The sequence below is a fragment of the Paenibacillus filicis genome (assembly GCF_038070315.1).
Lineage (GTDB): Bacteria > Bacillota > Bacilli > Paenibacillales > NBRC-103111 > Paenibacillus_G > Paenibacillus_G filicis.
The window spans coordinates 706,959-722,665 of record NZ_JBBPCC010000001.1; the positions used below are offsets into that span (position 1 = coordinate 706,959).

General features: G+C 54.0%; 14 protein-coding genes. 6 read left to right on the top strand and 8 right to left on the bottom strand.

Annotated elements, in window-relative coordinates; all coding sequences use genetic code 11:
- Nucleotides 1–307 precede the first annotated feature (307 nt).
- Nucleotides 308–1,213, top strand: coding sequence for a DUF2161 domain-containing phosphodiesterase (locus tag WMW72_RS03225; RefSeq protein ID WP_341413958.1), 906 nt, complete (start codon nucleotides 308–310; stop codon nucleotides 1,211–1,213).
- 25 nt (nucleotides 1,214–1,238) lie between these two features.
- On the opposite strand, the gene WMW72_RS03230 is transcribed toward WMW72_RS03225, so the two are convergent.
- From WMW72_RS03230 to WMW72_RS03250, 5 genes are all read right to left on the bottom strand, one after another.
- Complete coding sequence (locus WMW72_RS03230; protein WP_341413959.1) at nucleotides 1,239–2,216, bottom strand: NAD(P)/FAD-dependent oxidoreductase; 978 nt, start codon at nucleotides 2,214–2,216, stop codon at nucleotides 1,239–1,241.
- 191 nt (nucleotides 2,217–2,407) lie between these two features.
- Nucleotides 2,408–3,691, bottom strand: a complete 1,284-nt coding sequence (locus WMW72_RS03235) for an MFS transporter (protein ID WP_341413960.1) — start codon at nucleotides 3,689–3,691, stop codon at nucleotides 2,408–2,410.
- Between the two features lie 238 nt (nucleotides 3,692–3,929).
- Nucleotides 3,930–5,243, bottom strand: a complete 1,314-nt coding sequence (locus WMW72_RS03240) for an ABC transporter substrate-binding protein (RefSeq protein WP_341413961.1) — start codon at nucleotides 5,241–5,243, stop codon at nucleotides 3,930–3,932.
- Nucleotides 5,244–5,367: 124 nt separating this feature from the next.
- Complete coding sequence (locus WMW72_RS03245) at nucleotides 5,368–6,204, bottom strand: carbohydrate ABC transporter permease (protein WP_341413962.1); 837 nt, start codon at nucleotides 6,202–6,204, stop codon at nucleotides 5,368–5,370.
- Nucleotides 6,204–7,088, bottom strand: a complete 885-nt coding sequence (locus tag WMW72_RS03250) for a carbohydrate ABC transporter permease (RefSeq protein ID WP_341413963.1) — start codon at nucleotides 7,086–7,088, stop codon at nucleotides 6,204–6,206. Before WMW72_RS03250 ends, WMW72_RS03245 begins: the two co-directional genes overlap by 1 nt.
- Before the next feature lie 200 nt (nucleotides 7,089–7,288).
- Here WMW72_RS03250 and WMW72_RS03255 point away from each other — a divergent pair, with 200 nt between their 5' ends.
- The 4 genes from WMW72_RS03255 to WMW72_RS03270 are packed head-to-tail and all read left to right on the top strand — an operon-like array spanning nucleotide 7,289 to nucleotide 12,233.
- A complete protein-coding gene (locus tag WMW72_RS03255) occupies nucleotides 7,289–9,079 on the top strand; it encodes a sensor histidine kinase (RefSeq protein ID WP_341413964.1) in 1,791 nt (596 codons plus the stop codon).
- Nucleotides 9,076–10,698 (top strand): response regulator, encoded by a 1,623-nt coding sequence (locus WMW72_RS03260; protein WP_341413965.1) that lies wholly within the window; start codon nucleotides 9,076–9,078, stop codon nucleotides 10,696–10,698. Before WMW72_RS03255 ends, WMW72_RS03260 begins: the two co-directional genes overlap by 4 nt.
- Complete coding sequence (locus WMW72_RS03265; RefSeq protein ID WP_341413966.1) at nucleotides 10,695–11,138, top strand: DUF3810 family protein; 444 nt, start codon at nucleotides 10,695–10,697, stop codon at nucleotides 11,136–11,138. The genes WMW72_RS03260 and WMW72_RS03265 overlap by 4 nt, the downstream gene beginning before the upstream one ends.
- Before the next feature lie 21 nt (nucleotides 11,139–11,159).
- Nucleotides 11,160–12,233 (top strand): phosphodiester glycosidase family protein, encoded by a 1,074-nt coding sequence (locus WMW72_RS03270; RefSeq protein ID WP_341414095.1) that lies wholly within the window; start codon nucleotides 11,160–11,162, stop codon nucleotides 12,231–12,233.
- A gap of 351 nt (nucleotides 12,234–12,584) precedes the next feature.
- Here WMW72_RS03270 and WMW72_RS03275 read toward each other — a convergent pair whose 3' ends face one another.
- The gene (locus tag WMW72_RS03275) at nucleotides 12,585–12,746 is read right to left on the bottom strand and encodes a hypothetical protein (RefSeq protein WP_341413967.1); all 162 of its coding nucleotides are present in this window, start codon (nucleotides 12,744–12,746) and stop codon (nucleotides 12,585–12,587) included.
- 217 nt (nucleotides 12,747–12,963) lie between these two features.
- On the opposite strand from WMW72_RS03275, the gene WMW72_RS03280 reads away from it, so the two are divergent.
- Complete coding sequence (locus tag WMW72_RS03280; protein ID WP_341413968.1) at nucleotides 12,964–14,532, top strand: alpha/beta hydrolase; 1,569 nt, start codon at nucleotides 12,964–12,966, stop codon at nucleotides 14,530–14,532.
- A gap of 77 nt (nucleotides 14,533–14,609) precedes the next feature.
- Here WMW72_RS03280 and WMW72_RS03285 read toward each other — a convergent pair whose 3' ends face one another.
- Both WMW72_RS03285 and WMW72_RS03290 read right to left on the bottom strand, forming a co-directional pair.
- Entirely contained in the window at nucleotides 14,610–14,873 is a 264-nt protein-coding gene (locus tag WMW72_RS03285; protein ID WP_341414096.1) for an AbrB/MazE/SpoVT family DNA-binding domain-containing protein, read from the bottom strand.
- Nucleotides 14,874–15,058: 185 nt separating this feature from the next.
- Nucleotides 15,059–15,523, bottom strand: a complete 465-nt coding sequence (locus WMW72_RS03290; RefSeq protein WP_341413969.1) for a tRNA (cytidine(34)-2'-O)-methyltransferase — start codon at nucleotides 15,521–15,523, stop codon at nucleotides 15,059–15,061.
- Between the last annotated feature and the right edge of the window lie 184 nt (nucleotides 15,524–15,707).

Genomic DNA, 15,707 nt, shown 5'->3' on the forward strand with positions numbered 1-15,707 from the left:
CCAGCTTTCAAGAATATCGGCACAAGCAAGGGCGGTCGTGGACTTGTCGTAACAGGAGAGCGCTCGTCTGAAATCCGAAGTGTATTAAATACCTATGCATGAACTCGTACGAAGTTGCCCGATATTTTAACGTAAGCTTTAAAAAGTCAGCACGGCCGCATCATAAGGGAGAAAACAAGAGATAAGGAGATAAATTGGAGGGAAATCAAGCTGACTCACTGCTTGCTGCGTGCAAGCCATGACAAACCTCCTGAAATCCCCTATAATGGTGGGTACTCGATGTGAGCGGGTAAGGAGTGTGAACGGGGTGCCGATCAAAAGCGAAACGGAGCTATACGCTCCGGTGAAAGCCTATCTGGAGCTGCAAGGCTATGAGGTGCGCGGAGAAGTGCGGCACTGCGATCTGGTCGCGATCCGGGGCGAGGAGCCGCCGCTGATCGTGGAGCTGAAGCGGACCTTCTCTGTCCCGCTGCTGCTGCAGGGCATTGACCGCCTCAGGCTGTCCAGGACGGTCTACGTCGCCTTCGAGCGTCCCAATAAGGGCAAAGCTCCACATGGAGCCAGCTGGCCGGAGCTGCGGCGTCTGTGCAGCATGCTGGGATTCGGCCTGATCACGGTACAATTCTACCGGACCCGCAAGCCGCGTGTGGAGGTCGAGTGCCATCCTCCAGGAATTGCGGATGCCGCAAGCGGCTCCGCCAAACTGCCGAGACGCAGCAAATACGCCGCCGGCAAGCTGGAGCAGGAATTCCGGGAGCGTGAAGGTGACTACAATGTGGGGGGCAGCTCCAAGCGCAAGCTGGTCACAGCTTACCGCGAGAAATCGCTGCAGCTGGCCCTTTTGCTGCAGGAGCACGGACCGCTGTCTCCGCGCAAGCTGCGTGAGCTAGGCGGCAATGGAAAGGCCGCGAGCATGCTGCAAAATAATGTCTATCTCTGGTTCCAGCGCGTACAGCGCGGCGTCTACAGCCTGACGCCTCAGGGGGAGGAGGCACTCATCACCTTCGCCCCGGTCGTAGATGCACACCGGGCCAAGCTGCTGGCCGCCGCATCGCGGGCCGAACAGGCAGCTGAGGGCGGAGCTGTCCTCCCGAGTCTTCCGGAGGAGCAGACGGAGCCCGCAGCGGCCCCTGCCTCCCTGCAAGCGTCGGGACAGAAAAACTCCGCCAAGGGGCGCAGAAAGCGCACCGTGGCAAGCACTTCTTTTCAATAAGAAGAAAAGGGGAGAACTTGTTCACTCATACGCGGCGACGGGAAAGCGCCTTGTGCATCCAGATCGCCGCCTGCGCCCCTTCCCCCATCGCGATGACGGACTGCTCGGCATGAACGCCGATATCCCCCGCCGCCCAGACGCCAGGCACATGCGTCATCTTCGTCCGAGGATCGGTGACGATGTGACGATTCTCCATACGCTCGATTCCCAGGTTCATCGCCCAATCCGAGGCCACCTTATTGCCTCCGAAGGCTAGAAAGCCCCGATCCGCCCTGATGATCGTTCCATCCTTGAGCCGTACACCGCCAAAGGAAGCCTGTGGCGGCCAGTTCTCATGCCCATCAGCCGGATCGCTCCCCTTGGCCCGTTCCTCATCTGACTCCTCTCCATCCGTACCATCCAAAATCTCCGCAATCTCCATCTCGATATAGGCAATTCCCTGCTCCTCCAGCCGCTCTAGCTCCGCACTGCCGATAGCCTTGCGCTCATGGTTGATGTAGATCAGCTCATCACACCAGTGGCGGAGCGTCAGAGCCATCTCGGCACCGGGCGTTCCCGAGCCCAGCACGACCGTCCTGCGGCCTGCAGTCTCGTAGCCGTCGCAATCCGGACATACATAGATACTATAGCCGAGCTTCTCCTCCAGATGAGGAAGCGCCGGATAGCGGTCGGAAACCCCGGTCGCGATCAGCAGCGTCCTTCCACGGCAGGCCCCGCCGCCGCTGCCCAGCGCCAGCTCGAAGCCTTCGTCGTCGCGGGCAGCCGCTATGACCTCATCTTCCAGAAAGCTGACGCCATAACGCTCTGCCTGCATTCGCCCCAGGCGGCGCAGCTCGGCACCGGACACGCCGTCCGGCCATCCGATCATATTGCGGTAGCAGCCGCAAAGTGTGGAGCGGCCCTTGCCTTTATCCACGACAAGTACCGAGTAGCGGTAGCGGCCTAGCTGAATAGCCGCCTGGAGCCCGGCAAAGCCGCCTCCAACGATTAGACAATCGTACATGGGGGATTCCTCCTTAACCTCTGCCGATCGGCTCTCTGAGGCAATGATTGTTAACAGTGTCCCCCTGTACCCGGCCGAAGCATGCATCCTTGCTCCAATTCCTTGCATTGAAAAAAGAGAGTGAGCTTAGGCTCACCCTCCTCTATTCATGCTCTGATCGCTGGTCCGGCTCGTCAAGCGCATGAATGCACTCAGCCTGCCACGTTCACCTTAGCTTCCCCTTCGCAGGCTGTCGGGTCCCGGTCGATTAATTTGTACATCAGGAATTGCAGCAGCGCTCCTCCCAGAACGATCCAGGGCAGCCACTCGAAGCCGAAGCTCTCGGAAATCACCACAAACGACAAGATCGAAACCACACGTCCGGTATTCATGGAGATTTCCCGGAGCACGATAGATTCCACCCTCAGCTCACCGCGAAGCGGCAGGTCGCCAATTAACCGGTAGAAGTAGGAGCTGACCGTATTGCCCTGCACAGGCGAGCACAGTGAGTAAATAATCATAAAGATCAGCACCGTTGTCAGGGAAATATCAGCCTGCAGACAAAGCGCGCCTATGACGAAGCCGATCGAGGTGTACAGGATAAAGGCCCTGGACCGCTCCTCCGTGCCGAACCTAGAGATAAAGAAGCCCGCCCCGATGCTGAGACCGGCAAACAACACGCCCAGATAACCGACGATATCCTCCCTGCCCACGATCCGGAAGAGCAGAATATTGGGCAAGAACAGCATGATCCCCTGCTGCAAGCCTAGCGTGAAGAAGGACAGCAGCGATTTCGTCCACCGCCTGTGCTTGCGCAGCAGCAGATTCGTATATTTTAAATAGTAGGTTTTGTGATGAGAGCTTTTCGACTGAATGCGCAGGCTGCCGATACTGGCGATCAGAAACATCGCACAGGCCGTGCCGAACACCAGTGTATACCCCTGCAGCCCGTCGTTAGAGCGGATCAGGAAACCCGCGAGCGCCGGTCCGATCAGGCCCCCGAGCGTGAACGTAATCGTATTGACCGCCAGATAACGGATCCGGTTGCGGTCTGTGGAGACATCATACATCAAGGTCAAGTACCCGACCCAGTAGAAAGCGCTCGCAATTCCGTTGCAAATGGCAAATAGTACATAAAACGTAGCTACGCGCTCTCCGGCAAATACGACGGCCAAATAAAAAATGGCGTTCATCGCGATCCCGATCCGGTAGACCACCATCCGGTCCTTGCGCTTGATCAGCCACCCTCCAAGGACAAAGGCGGCAGCTATCGTCATGTAGTTCACGGCGAAATAAATGCCGTTGATAGCCATGCTCTGCGTCAATCTCCATAAATACAGCGTCAGAAAAACGCCGGACATCGAGGCTCCGAATTGAAAGCAAAAATGAATAAACAGCGATACGCCCGCTTCCCTCGATAATTGCTTGTCAGGCGGGATCGCCATCCTTCTCGATTCCAACCAATCCGTGAGCGCAGCTCCGAATTTTGAACCCATCCGCCACCATTCCGCCTCTCTCATCCTCAAGCTGTCTGTTAAGTTGCAATTAGGTCCATTGTATCAATGACGAATGCGGTTGCAAAACGATAAAAACCCGCTTTAAGCACATATCCGCTCATAATCGGGCAGGAACCGCGTTCTCCGCTTGAGAAAGCGACTATCTGCTGGGATTCCTCCCCGAAATCAAGCAAAAACGCCGCCCTCTTGATTCGGGCGGCGCTGCCTGGCAAATGACTTATTTTTTCTTCAAGCTGTCCCAGGTGTCCTGGAACTCCGCAAACATTTGATCCTTCGTTTTTTGCTTCGCCGCATAGGCCTGCATCGTAGACGCGAACTTCTTGCTGGATGCTTCGCCGCCAGGGAATTTGAACCAGTTCCAGCTCAGCGTTTTGTTGTCCTTGCTGTATTTCATCAGATCGGCAGCCAGAGGCCCGAGGACGCTCTCGTCCGCTGTGACCGATTTGAAGGCCGGGATGAACTTGAATTCATTGACCATGTACTTCTTGCCGATATCGGAGGTGACGAGCCAGTTCAGGAACTTCTTCGCCTCTTCCTTATTCGCCGAGTTCTTATTGATGACCCAGTTGTTCGGTACGCCTACCGGCAGCTTGTCGCTGGCCGCTGCGTCGTCTGAGATCGGCATCGGCAGGAAGCCGACCTTCAGGTTCGGATTGGTCTGCGTCAATTGCAGCTGCGTCCAGTTACCTTGCTGCGTCATCGCGGCCTTGCCTGTCGCAAAGTCGGTCACTTGCGTCTTATAGTCGGTTTGGAGCGGGTTTTTGTTGCCATATTGCAGCTGCAGGTCGAACAGCTTTACCCAGTTCTCGAAGACAGGGTTGCCCGCGATCTTGGCGGAGCCGTCGTTCAGACCGGCGATGAATTTGTTCGGGTCCTGCTGATAGGCAAACGGCAGGTTCACGAAGTGGTTACCGAGCACCCACCATTCGGCGTAGCCGTTGACGAACGGCGTAACACCCTTGGCCTGGAGCTTCTTGGCCGCGTCCTCCAGCTGCGTCAGCGTTTTCGGCAGCTCGGTGATGCCGGCTTGCGCGAACAGATCCTTGTTATACAGGAAGCCATAGCCCTCCAGGTTCAGCGGCTGTCCGTACAGCTTGCCGTCCTTGGTCATCGGCTCCTTGGCTACCTCGACCAGATCGTTCACCCAAGGCTCGCCGGAGAGGTCCTCCAGATGCTCGATCCATTTATCCAGGTCGGAGAAACCGCCGTTGTTGAAAATATCCGGCTTGTCGCCCGAGTTGAACTTCGCCATCAGCGCTGCGCCGTAATCCGCGCCGCCGCCGACAGTATCGATCTGAATTTTCACGCCGGGATTCGCCTTCTCGTATTCGGCGGCGAGCTTAGCGAGCGGCTCTGCGATTTCTACTTTGAACTGAAACATTTTCAGGGTAACATTTTTGGCTCCTCCAGCCGTACCACCGTTTGTACCTCCGCCCGGAGCAGGCGTTTCTTCCTTCTTGGCACATCCCGCAGCAGCAGTCATCGCGAGTGCGGCAACCAGACCCAGGCTAACGATTTTCTTTGCTTTCATGTAAGTAACCTCCCTTATTTGTATGAAAACGTTTTATTGGGCTACCTCTGTATTGTATTACAAGCTCCTTGGCTCCTTACACTCATTAAATTGATCGAAATAGTGTAAGATGTTGACACGAACCTTAGCCTTTCACGGAGCCTGCTGTGATGCCTTCAATGATATACTTCTGCATCGACAGGAAGAAAATAATGATCGGGATGACACCGAGCACCAGTGCAGCGAGCGCCAGATCCCATTGCTTGGTATATTGGCCGAAGAAGGAATACGTCGCTAGCGGAATCGTCCGCAGGTCTGGACTGTTCAGTACCAGAAGCGGCAGCAGGAAGTCATTCCAGATCCACAAGCTGTTCAGCAGCACGATCGTCACGGACATCGGCTTCAGCAGCGGGAACACAATTCTCCAGAATACACCATACGGCGAGCAGCCGTCCACCCGGGCCGACTCCTCGATCTCTCTCGGTATCGACTTGATGAAGCCGTGATATAAGAAAACGTTGAGTGAGACGCCGAAGCCGAAGTAACAGATAATCAGGCCCAGCCGGCTGTCCATCAGACCGACCTGGCTGGCCACCTTGACCAGCGGAATCATGATCGACTGGAACGGGATGACCATAGCCGCGACGAATGCCAGGAACAGCAGATTATTGAATTTGGACGGGTATCGGACCAGACGGTATGCCGCCATGGAGCTGATGACGACCAGTCCCAGGTTGCTGAATACCGTGATCAGCAACGAGTTGCTGAATACCCTTGGAAACTTCATAATCGTCCAAACCTTGCTATAGTTCGCAAGATTGAAAGACTGCGGCAGGTTCGAGGAATTAACCAGCAGTTCCCCGAATGTCTTCATGGAATTGACGATAACGAAGTAGAACGGCACCAGGAACAGCAGCCCCAGAATAATAGCCAGCACCTCAAGCGAGAATAAGCGGAAGCTGTAAGATTTGCTCGTTTCCATTAGGCCTCCACCTCCCTGCTTTTCGTAACCCGGACCTGAACCATCGTAATGATGGCGACGACGACAAAGAACAGAAATGCCTTGGCCGTGCCCAGCCCGTACCGGTTATTGCGGAAAGCCTCTTCATAGATGTTCAGTGCAACCGACTGCGTCGAGTTGAACGGCCCGCCCTGCGTCAGCGAGACGTTCAGATCATACATCTTGAACGCCCAAGAAATCGCGAGGAACAGACAGACCGTGACAGACGGCATAATCAGCGGCAGCGTGATGTGACGCAGCGATTGCCAGCGGGTAGCTCCGTCGATGTAAGCCGCTTCTTGGAGCTCCTTGGGCACATTCGCAAGACCGGCGATGTAGATAACCATCAGATAACCGGCATGCTGCCAGACGCTGACGATGACCAGAGCCCAGAAGGCGGTTGGCGCATCGCCGAGCCAAGGAAGCTGGAAGAAGGCCCAGCCGGTCAGCTCTCCGATGTTGGAGAAGCCTTTGACGAAAATAAACTGCCAGATAAAGCCGAGCAGCAGGCCGCCGATGACATTCGGCATAAAGAACACGGTGCGCAGCGCATTGCGCGTCTTCAGCCCCTTCGTCAGCAGCAGCGCCAGCCCGAAGCCTACCAGGTTGGACAACACAACCTCCGTCACCGTGAAGCGTGTCGTGAACCAGAATGATTTATGGAAATCCTTGTCGCTCGTAATAATCTGCTTGAAGTTATCGAAGCCGACCCATTTGACATGAGAGGTTACGCCATTCCACTCGGTGAACGAGTAGTACATACTCATGATGAAGGGAGCAATCACGATGACGGCGAAAAAAACGAAAGCCGGCCCGACGAATACGAGCTGCTGAAGCGCCGCTGAGAACCTCCGATTAGCTTTCATGGGAACCTCCTCCTTTTCTGTATTAAAATCTTCATTCGCTTGATAAAGTATACCTTTAGTATAGAAACTGGCGGCTGGCTTGAACACGGAATCTCGTGACGTAACAGGTGGAATTTATTGATTAATGTTGTTACAATTGATCCTTGGAGCGGATGCTTGCGGATGCAGCTTTCGCCCGAAAAGCCTGGAGGTGGTTCTCTTTGATCCGCAACAGCATCCGCAATAAGCTGATCCTGTTCCTGCTGGCCGCTACGATCCTGCCTCTCTGTACCTCGATCGTCGTGACTTACCTGGTGACGGAGCAGAAGGTGATGCGGGAGACCATCCAGACCAATTCCAATCTGATCTATCAAGGTAAAACCAATCTGGTCAACTACCTGGAAGGCATCAAGCAAGCCTCCCTGCTCGTCTACAACGATACGTCCTTCTTTACCGTGATCGAGGAGGGCGCAACCACGTACAACAGCAGAGGGGAGATTGTCCGGGGACTCCAGAGCATCGCCAACACGATCAAGGAGATTCATCAGGCCTACTTATATATAAAGAAGACGGATAAAGCCTATTTATATACAAAGGGGAGTCTCAATCCGCGCAGCGAAGGGGAATCCAAGTACATTCCGGACATCGGCAAGGGCGACCTTCGGTTCGAAGCCACCCATCCAAGTCACACCTATGGCATTCAATCGGTCAATGTCCTGCCTTCCTCCATCGTCTTTACTCTGCATCGCTCCATTCTTAACGCTCTGACCATGGAAGAGCTGGGGTCGATCTCGCTGGATGTCAATATCGGATTTATCAATTCCATCAGCGACCAGTTGTATGCCCAAGGCGAGGAATTGTACGTGCTGGACGGCACCGGGACTGTCGTCTATGGCTCCAAGCCCGTGCTCCGCGGTAAGAAGCTGGACGAGCCGTGGGTGACGGAGCTGCTCGCCAGGACGGATGCGAACGGCAGCTACGCCTGGAGCGATTCGGCGTTCAAGGGGATTCATATTTACGAGCGCATCCAAGAATCCTATGTGAATTGGACAATCGTTAAGCGAATTCCGAACGAACTGCTTTACCAGCATGCGAGGCAATTGACGTTCGCCAACGCGATGATTCTGCTCGGCTTCATGGTGATCGTCATCGTGGGAACCGTATATGTCTCCTTCCGGTTCACCGCCCCGATCAAGAAGCTGCTCGGCTACATAGGAAAAATCCAAACCGGCAACATGGAGGTCGATATTCACGTCAAAAGCAATGACGAGTTCGGCATTCTCGCTCACCGCTTCCGGATCATGATGCAGACGATCAATCAATTGATCACGAAGGAGTACAAACTGGAGATTGCCAACAAGACCAATCAGCTCAAAGCGCTGCAGGCCCAGATCAATCCTCACTTCCTGTACAATGCGCTGCAATCGATTGGGACGCTGGCCTTGCAGCAGGAAGGGCCGAAGGTTTACACGCTCCTGTCTTCACTCGCCAGGATGATGCGCTATGCGATGAATACGAATGAAACGCTCGTGCCGCTGAAGCGCGAGGTCGATCATGTCCGCTCCTATCTGGAGCTGCAGCTTCAGCGGTTCGCCAGCGAGCTGGATGTGGATTATCAGGTGGAAGACCAAGCTGCGGTCATGCTGGTTCCCAAGATGATACTCCAGCCGCTCGTTGAAAACTACTTTAAGCATGGGTTCGATACCCGGGTCCAGGCGGGGCGCATTGCAATCTCGGCGAGATGCGATGCGACGGGATCACTCGTGCTGAACGTAGCGGATAACGGACGGAGCGTCAGTGAGGAGCAGCTCGATGCGCTGCGGCGCAAGCTGAAGCATCCGGCAGACGGAATTGGGGATGGAGACAGTATCGGTCTGCAGAATGTGCTGGCCCGGCTGAAGCTGTACTACGAGGATGGGGTTCAGATGATTCTGGAGAACCGTGGCCCTCTGGGCGGCTTCCAGGTCACACTGCGAATCCCCGGCAAGCGAAAGGAAGAGGATGAACCATGATTGCTCTGATCGTTGATGATGAGAAGCATGTCCGAGACGCCATCAAGCTGCTCGTGCCCTGGTCCGAATTCGGCATCGATACGCTGCTCGAAGCGCAGGACGGCGAGGAAGCGGTTAGGCTGATGCAGGAGCATCGGCCTAACCTGGTGTTCACGGATATGATGATGCCGCTGATGGACGGCAAGGAGCTGATGGTCTGGCTGCACGATCAGCTTCCCGCGGCCAAAACCATTGTGATTAGCGGGCATGAAGAGTTCGAGCTGGTGCGCCACGCGGTCAAGTACGGCGGTGTCGATTATATTCTGAAGCCGATCGATGCGGAGCAGTTAGTCGAGACGGTATCCCGAGCCGTCCAGCTGCTCGAAAGGGAGCAGGCTGAGCGCCAGCAGCAGCAAGAGCGCAATATCGAGATGAACCAGATCAAACCCGTCTATTGGGATACGATTTGGTCGAATCTGGTATCGGAGCCCAAGACGTTCGACAAGTACGCCAAGGAGATCGCGGGCGAATTCGGCATCATTCCCCAGGGCCAGCATTGCCGGCTGGCCGTGCTCAGTCTGGATACGATCAGCGGCAAGCTGAAGGACAGCTTCTGGTCCCAGTGGGACCTGGTCTACTTCTCCCTGATCAACGTGTGCAACGAGGTGCTGACAGAGAAGCGCTCGGAGCGGGTAGGCCTGGCCTTCCGCTACTGGAACAATGATAATGAAATCGTCCTGCTTCTGCTAAGTAGGCTGGAGCAAGCCGATGCTGTCCTGCAGCATGTACAGACCTGCATCGCGAATACGTTTCAGAGCTCGCTGGACATGGGCGTCAGCAGCAAGCTGCCTTTCCCCGACGCCCTGCGTCAGGCTTATGCCGAGGCCAAGCAAGCGCTCCGGCGGCGCAACCTGCTTGTGAAGGAGCAGCGAATTCACGAGTACAAGGAAGATACGGCTTACGCCCCCGCTCAGTTATCGATGAGCGAGCATGCCGAAGGCATCCGTCTGGCGCTCCGAAGCGGAAGCGAAGAACAGATCCGGAAGATTGTCGGAACGTGGATGGAAGCCGTCCGCAGCCTGCAGACGATCGACAGCGAGCAGCTCGAGCTGTGGTGGCATGAGTACAACGGCTACAAAAACCGCTGGGTGAACGAATGGTTTGGGGATAACCCAACATCTGACCGGCTGAGGGATGAGTCTCACTTCCACGTACCGACCGATGACGCAGGCCGGCTGGCCGTCGACTTGTGGGAGCAGCAGCTTATCCGCAGCCTGACGGAGCTGTCGAGACAATTGCTCCAGTCTCAGCGCCAGGACAGCAATGTGATGTTCGAGATCGCCAGATATATCCGCAATCATTATCATCAGGACATAAGCCTGCAGGAGATCGCCAACCATTTTTACTTGAGCCGTGAATACATTTCCCGCAAATTCAAACAGGAGTTCGGTGAAAACTTATCCGATTATTTGAGCGGCGTTCGTATCGAGAAAGCGAAGCTGCTCCTGCTGAATCCCCATCTGCGCATCGCTCAGATCGCAGCCATGGTGGGCTACGACGATGAGAAATATTTCAGCAAGGTGTTCAAGAAAACGGTAGGCGTCTCTCCGAACGAGTATAGGAAGGGGAGAGAGTCTTGAATACAGAGTTTCAACCGGCCACAGATCTGGCCGCACAGCAATCGCGAATCCGCGGAGAAAAGCCCCGGAAGTCAAGGAAGAAGACCTACTTGCTGTTGTTCGTTATTTGGGGGCTGCTCGTCGGACTCGGCGGGTGGGGCGCGAAGGTCTACACCGACCGCCTGCAGCAGCAGATGAAGGCGGATATCGCCACCCAGACGGAAGAACAGCTGGCGCATATCCAGGAGCAATACAAAGCCCAGATCGGAGAGCTGCAAACTCAAGTCAGTACGGATATGAAGCAGCTTCAAACCAAGATCGATGCCGTCAATGAATTGCTCTCCTTCACCAAGGACAGCGCCAGCAACAAAACCGACAACAGCAATCAATTGTATACGCAGTTATCCGAGGTGACCAAGAAGCTGGACGAGCTGAAGAAGCAGCTCGACGCGCTGCAGTAAGAGGAGGATTCGATCATGACTGTGAATCCAGTGCAGCGCATCAACCGCTTACTATTGCTGGCCATCGCGCCCTTTCTCGGAGCCATCGGCCTGCTTCTCTGGAGCTCGCCGGTTGTCACGCTCGACAAGCCTGCCGATAGACCGGCTGTGAGCCTGCAGCAGCAGGAATCTGTTCAAAGCGCGCTGTCCAAGCTGGACCGTGTCAACAGCGACGCTGTACTGACGCGGGATACCATCCAGAAATACTACGAGCTATACGCCAAGAGCGCGGGCGAAGCTGCTGGCATGTCCAAGCTGGCCGAAGCCGCGGCAGCCCGTCCTGCGGCAGTATTTGACTCGCGAATAGCGGCCAAGCTCGGGGGCAAGGTCAGCCGCTCCGCCACCTCCGGCAATGTGGATCTGAAGCTGTATACCTTCTCCGAGGACCGTTACAAGGGCTATGCGTTGAAGGTTAACCTCAAGACGGATAAAGGAATGAAGATGGTGCTCGGAGGCGACAAGGTCGGAGGCAGCGAGACCACGCTGCAGGCGGTCCAGCGCTATGGAGCCGTGGCCGGGGTCAATGCGGGGGGCTTTGCGGATGATAATCGTACAGGCAAGCGCTATCCCTTAAGCACGACGGTTGTAGGCAGCAAGTATGTGTACGGCTTCGAGCCGTCCTTCGAGGATCTCACCTTCATCGGTCTGAGCACCGACCGCAAGCTGATCGGGGGCAAGTTCTACAAGCAGGAGGATCTGGACAAGCTGAAGCCGTCCTTCGGGGCTACCTTCGTGCCGATTTTGCTGCAGGGCGGCAAAAAACAACCCATTCCGGCCCAATGGGTCACCTCTCCTTCAAGGGCGCCCCGGACGGTTGTCGGCAGCTTCAAAAACGATCAGCTGCTGTTCATCGTCACCGATGGCTACGATGAGCGGGGCAACTCGGGAGCTACCCTTGCGGAGCTGCAGGACAAGCTGGCCGCGCTCGGAATCAAGGACGCCTATAACCTAGACGGCGGTGGCTCGTCTAGCCTGATCTTCGACGGACAAGTGATCAATCGGCCGTCGGACGGCAGGCTGCGCACATTAGCTACCAACTTCTTGTTTTTCAAGTAAATGCCCGGCACTAGGGGGACTTTTGTACCCTCTGACGTTCACAGATTTATTCGTTTTCTTTTTTCAGCTGGTTGGGTATAATACAAATTGGGAGGTGCTGCACATGTCCGCAACATTCTGGTTGATTGTTACTGTATTCGCCATGTTCATCACAGCAATGCTTACTTCTGCCTACAACGAAGACAAGACAAAGGGCCTGTAAGTCTTGCTGCAACAAATGACGGGTTGAACGAAGGTATCGGATTTGATTACCGATGTCTGCGTTCAACCCGCCTCTGATTTTAAGAAATTGATTATATCCATCTAATTTGATACAATTTGTATCAAATTCAAACAAACAAGTACACTCCCCTACTTACCATCTCCACCATCATCGCTATCATCTTCTTGCACCAGCTTGTCTCTGACAACGTCAATCAAACTCAGACTTTTCCAGCGTTCAGCGTCCAAGCCCAATTGCTTGATCAACTTGTAGATATCCAGCTCAATAGGGTTCTGATTTGCTGTAGTCATAACGGCTAGTCCCATCCTTTATAAGCTGATATTTGACTCCAATTCCCTTTACTGTGAATATTACCATATCGGCCGTTACAGAAAGGTTACAAATTTACTATTATTCACGTTATTAAGCCGTTATTATTATTATTTTCAAAGATTCTTTGGTATACTTTCTTGAGACCTAGTCCTTTTATCCTACAAATCCGAATGACATTAGGAGGACTTTGGGCTTATGTTTTTTTTGACGAGCGGTTACCGTATGTATTATGAATGGAGCCCCCATCACGACGTGACAGCGCGGACGATCGTGCTCATTCATGGCGCAGGCCTGTCCTCCGCCCTATGGCGACCGATCCTCCCCTTCCTGTCCTGCAACTACTCTATCCTGACCTTCGATATGGCTGGACATGGACAAAGCGAGGCTGACAGGTCTCCGCCATCCTTTGAATCGACGGCGCATGATTTGCATTTGCTTCTTCAGTCTTTATCTCTGAGCCGTGTTATCCTGGCTGCGCATGACACGGGTGCAGCCGTAGCTGAACGGTTTGCAGCCTTATTCCATATGGAAGTGGACTGCATCGTCATGCTTGCCCCTGTCTGGCCGCTTCCCTTGGCCTCTGTGCAGCAGCTTGTGCGCGCGAAGCTAGGTCAGCTCGAGCTAACAGGAAACATGCAGGAATTCGCCTATACCCAGCTTCCGGCGCTCACCGCCTCGGCTACAGATTCGTGGCTGAGCGAGGAGGTGGTCGGAGCATTTGCACGGGTATCCAAGCGACTGTACAAGCAAACGATAGAATCTGCTGCCTTCGGGAGTACAGGGCCGATGCCGGTTGCTTTCCATAAACCGCTGCTGCTGATAGCAGGCGAGCAGGATCCGGGGTTCCCCCCAGCCCTTGCCCATGTGATCTCCAAACTGTTGGATGGCACGTCGCTTCTCATCGTTCCCGACTCCTCCAATCTTGTATTCGCAGATCAGCCTTTCTATACAGCGGATTTTATCAACAGATTCATCAACCGGCAGAAAGCAGGCGATCCACGGAAGCCGAGCCCTGTAGAGCTGGAGATGAACGCCATGTTCCGCTCCTATTGGGAGCATAGTATCTCTCCTGCAGCGTCAAGGCGTCATTCCATCCGGATCCGCTGCATCGGCCAATTCGAGGTCACCGTAGGGAACCGGGTCCAACAGCAGGGCTGGAACACGCGGCACGCCAAAAGCCTGATGATTTATCTGGCCTTCCACCGCAGCGCTACGCGGGAGCAAATCTGCGACGCCTTGTTTTCAGACACGGATTTTCACAGGGCGATGAATAATCTGCGCGTGTACTTAAGCCACTTTGCCAAGCTGCTCGAATCTGAGGATGTCGATTTTCCCTGTCTAACCATTGAGCGGGATATGGTCAAGCTGAACTATGAGGTAGACTGTGATCTAAGCAGTCTGTTGAAGCAGCTTCAATTAGCATTGGATATGGAAGATAACGCTTACAGATATTCCATGTGTCAGCTTCTGCTAGAGAAACTGCAAGGGAAAATGTTGCCGGGCTGCTACGATCCCTTCTCGCTGCAGCTTACTGAAACCGTGGAGCAGCTATGGGAAAGCTTATCTCTATGGGCTGCCGATTACGCCTGCAGGCAGGAACTCTACGCCGAGGCTGTCTCCTTTCTCCAGAGTGGTCTGCAGTATAGCACAGGAGATGAGCTGTTATTCTACGACCGGCTCATTGTCATCTATGTGCGTACAGGAAATAGGAAGGAACAGCGAAAATGGATGCGGATCAGGGAAAAGATGCTTCGTTCCGAATGATGGGAGCGCTCCGCAAATAAGAGAAAGAACAGGCCTGCGCGGTCCGAATCCGGCAAGCCTGTTCTCTATAACTTGGATTATGCCTGTGCATCGCTTGGTCTCAGGTGATACATCTCACCTAAGCATGCAGAGCATATATGTCTTTCCTTGAAGTCGCTGACTTGCTCCATTGAACCACAGAAGACACAACGGGGGCGGAATCGTTCAAGAATGATATGATCGCCGCTTACCAATATTTCCACGGGATCCCCTTCATTCATCTGATACCGTTTGCGCAGCGACTTAGGGAGTACGATACGTCCGAGTTGATCAACTTTACGTACAACGCCTGCCGGTTTCATCATTAATTCACCTCACTTTCTACACAACTATAAAACAACAGCCACTTTCCTAAAGATTCGACATCCGTGTGAAAAATCCTTCCGCCCTCTGTTCCTTTTTCTTTCAACAGAGAGCCTATCTTCCTCTCCCTTATACCCGCTTCCGGAAACGATGAATCAGCCTCGCACAAATGTGCAAGCCCGCGTCAGGTTAATCCTGGAAACCCCGTCTGCCTTAAGCCTTCATATAGAATAATCGCTGCAGAGTTGGATAAATTGAGCGATCGGACAGCATCGGTCATGGGCAATCTCATCCAGGAATCCGGATGCTGCGCAAGCAGCTCAGGGTCAAGGCCCCTCGTTTCCCTGCCAAATACTAGGAAATCTCCATCCTGAAACTCCCATTCGGTGTAAATCTTGCTTGCCTTCGTTGTCGCAAATAAAAACCGGCCTTCGGGATAACGATCCTTTACCTCTTGAAACGAATCATGATATTCCAGCTTTACCGAATGCCAGTAATCCAGCCCGGCCCGCTTCAATGTTTTGTCATCCGTGTCGAAGCCGAGCGGGCGCACCAGATGCAGCCAGGTTCCTGTCGCTGCGCATGTCCGGGATATATTGCCGGTATTCGCCGGAATTTCCGGTTCGACCAATACGATATGAAACGCCATACGGTAACATTCCTCTCAAATTTTACACTGGGTTTACTTCATCTTAATACAAGGTTGATAGTTGGTTGAGATAATAGCAAGGTAATTGATGCATGAAGAGCTTGATCCATACCGTCACTATAAACCATGTCACTTAAGATCATAATCCCAAGAACGATGATAATCAACTTTTTTTGATCCCCTG

What these genes read in the sequence shown, in the direction of transcription:
- WMW72_RS03230 (WP_341413959.1), bottom strand. Translation starts at nt 2,216, where the DNA reads ATGTACGATTGTCTAATCGTTGGAGGCGGCTTTGCCGGGCTCCAGGCG.
- WMW72_RS03235 (WP_341413960.1), bottom strand. Translation starts at nt 3,691, where the DNA reads ATGGGTTCAAAATTCGGAGCTGCGCTCACGGATTGGTTGGAATCGAGA.
- WMW72_RS03240 (WP_341413961.1), bottom strand. Translation starts at nt 5,243, where the DNA reads ATGAAAGCAAAGAAAATCGTTAGCCTGGGTCTGGTTGCCGCACTCGCG.
- WMW72_RS03245 (WP_341413962.1), bottom strand. Translation starts at nt 6,204, where the DNA reads ATGGAAACGAGCAAATCTTACAGCTTCCGCTTATTCTCGCTTGAGGTG.
- WMW72_RS03250 (WP_341413963.1), bottom strand. Translation starts at nt 7,088, where the DNA reads ATGAAAGCTAATCGGAGGTTCTCAGCGGCGCTTCAGCAGCTCGTATTC.
- WMW72_RS03260 (WP_341413965.1), top strand. Translation starts at nt 9,076, where the DNA reads ATGATTGCTCTGATCGTTGATGATGAGAAGCATGTCCGAGACGCCATC.
- WMW72_RS03275 (WP_341413967.1), bottom strand. Translation starts at nt 12,746, where the DNA reads ATGACTACAGCAAATCAGAACCCTATTGAGCTGGATATCTACAAGTTG.
- WMW72_RS03280 (WP_341413968.1), top strand. Translation starts at nt 12,964, where the DNA reads ATGTTTTTTTTGACGAGCGGTTACCGTATGTATTATGAATGGAGCCCC.
- WMW72_RS03285 (WP_341414096.1), bottom strand. Translation starts at nt 14,873, where the DNA reads ATGAAACCGGCAGGCGTTGTACGTAAAGTTGATCAACTCGGACGTATC.
- WMW72_RS03290 (WP_341413969.1), bottom strand. Translation starts at nt 15,523, where the DNA reads ATGGCGTTTCATATCGTATTGGTCGAACCGGAAATTCCGGCGAATACC.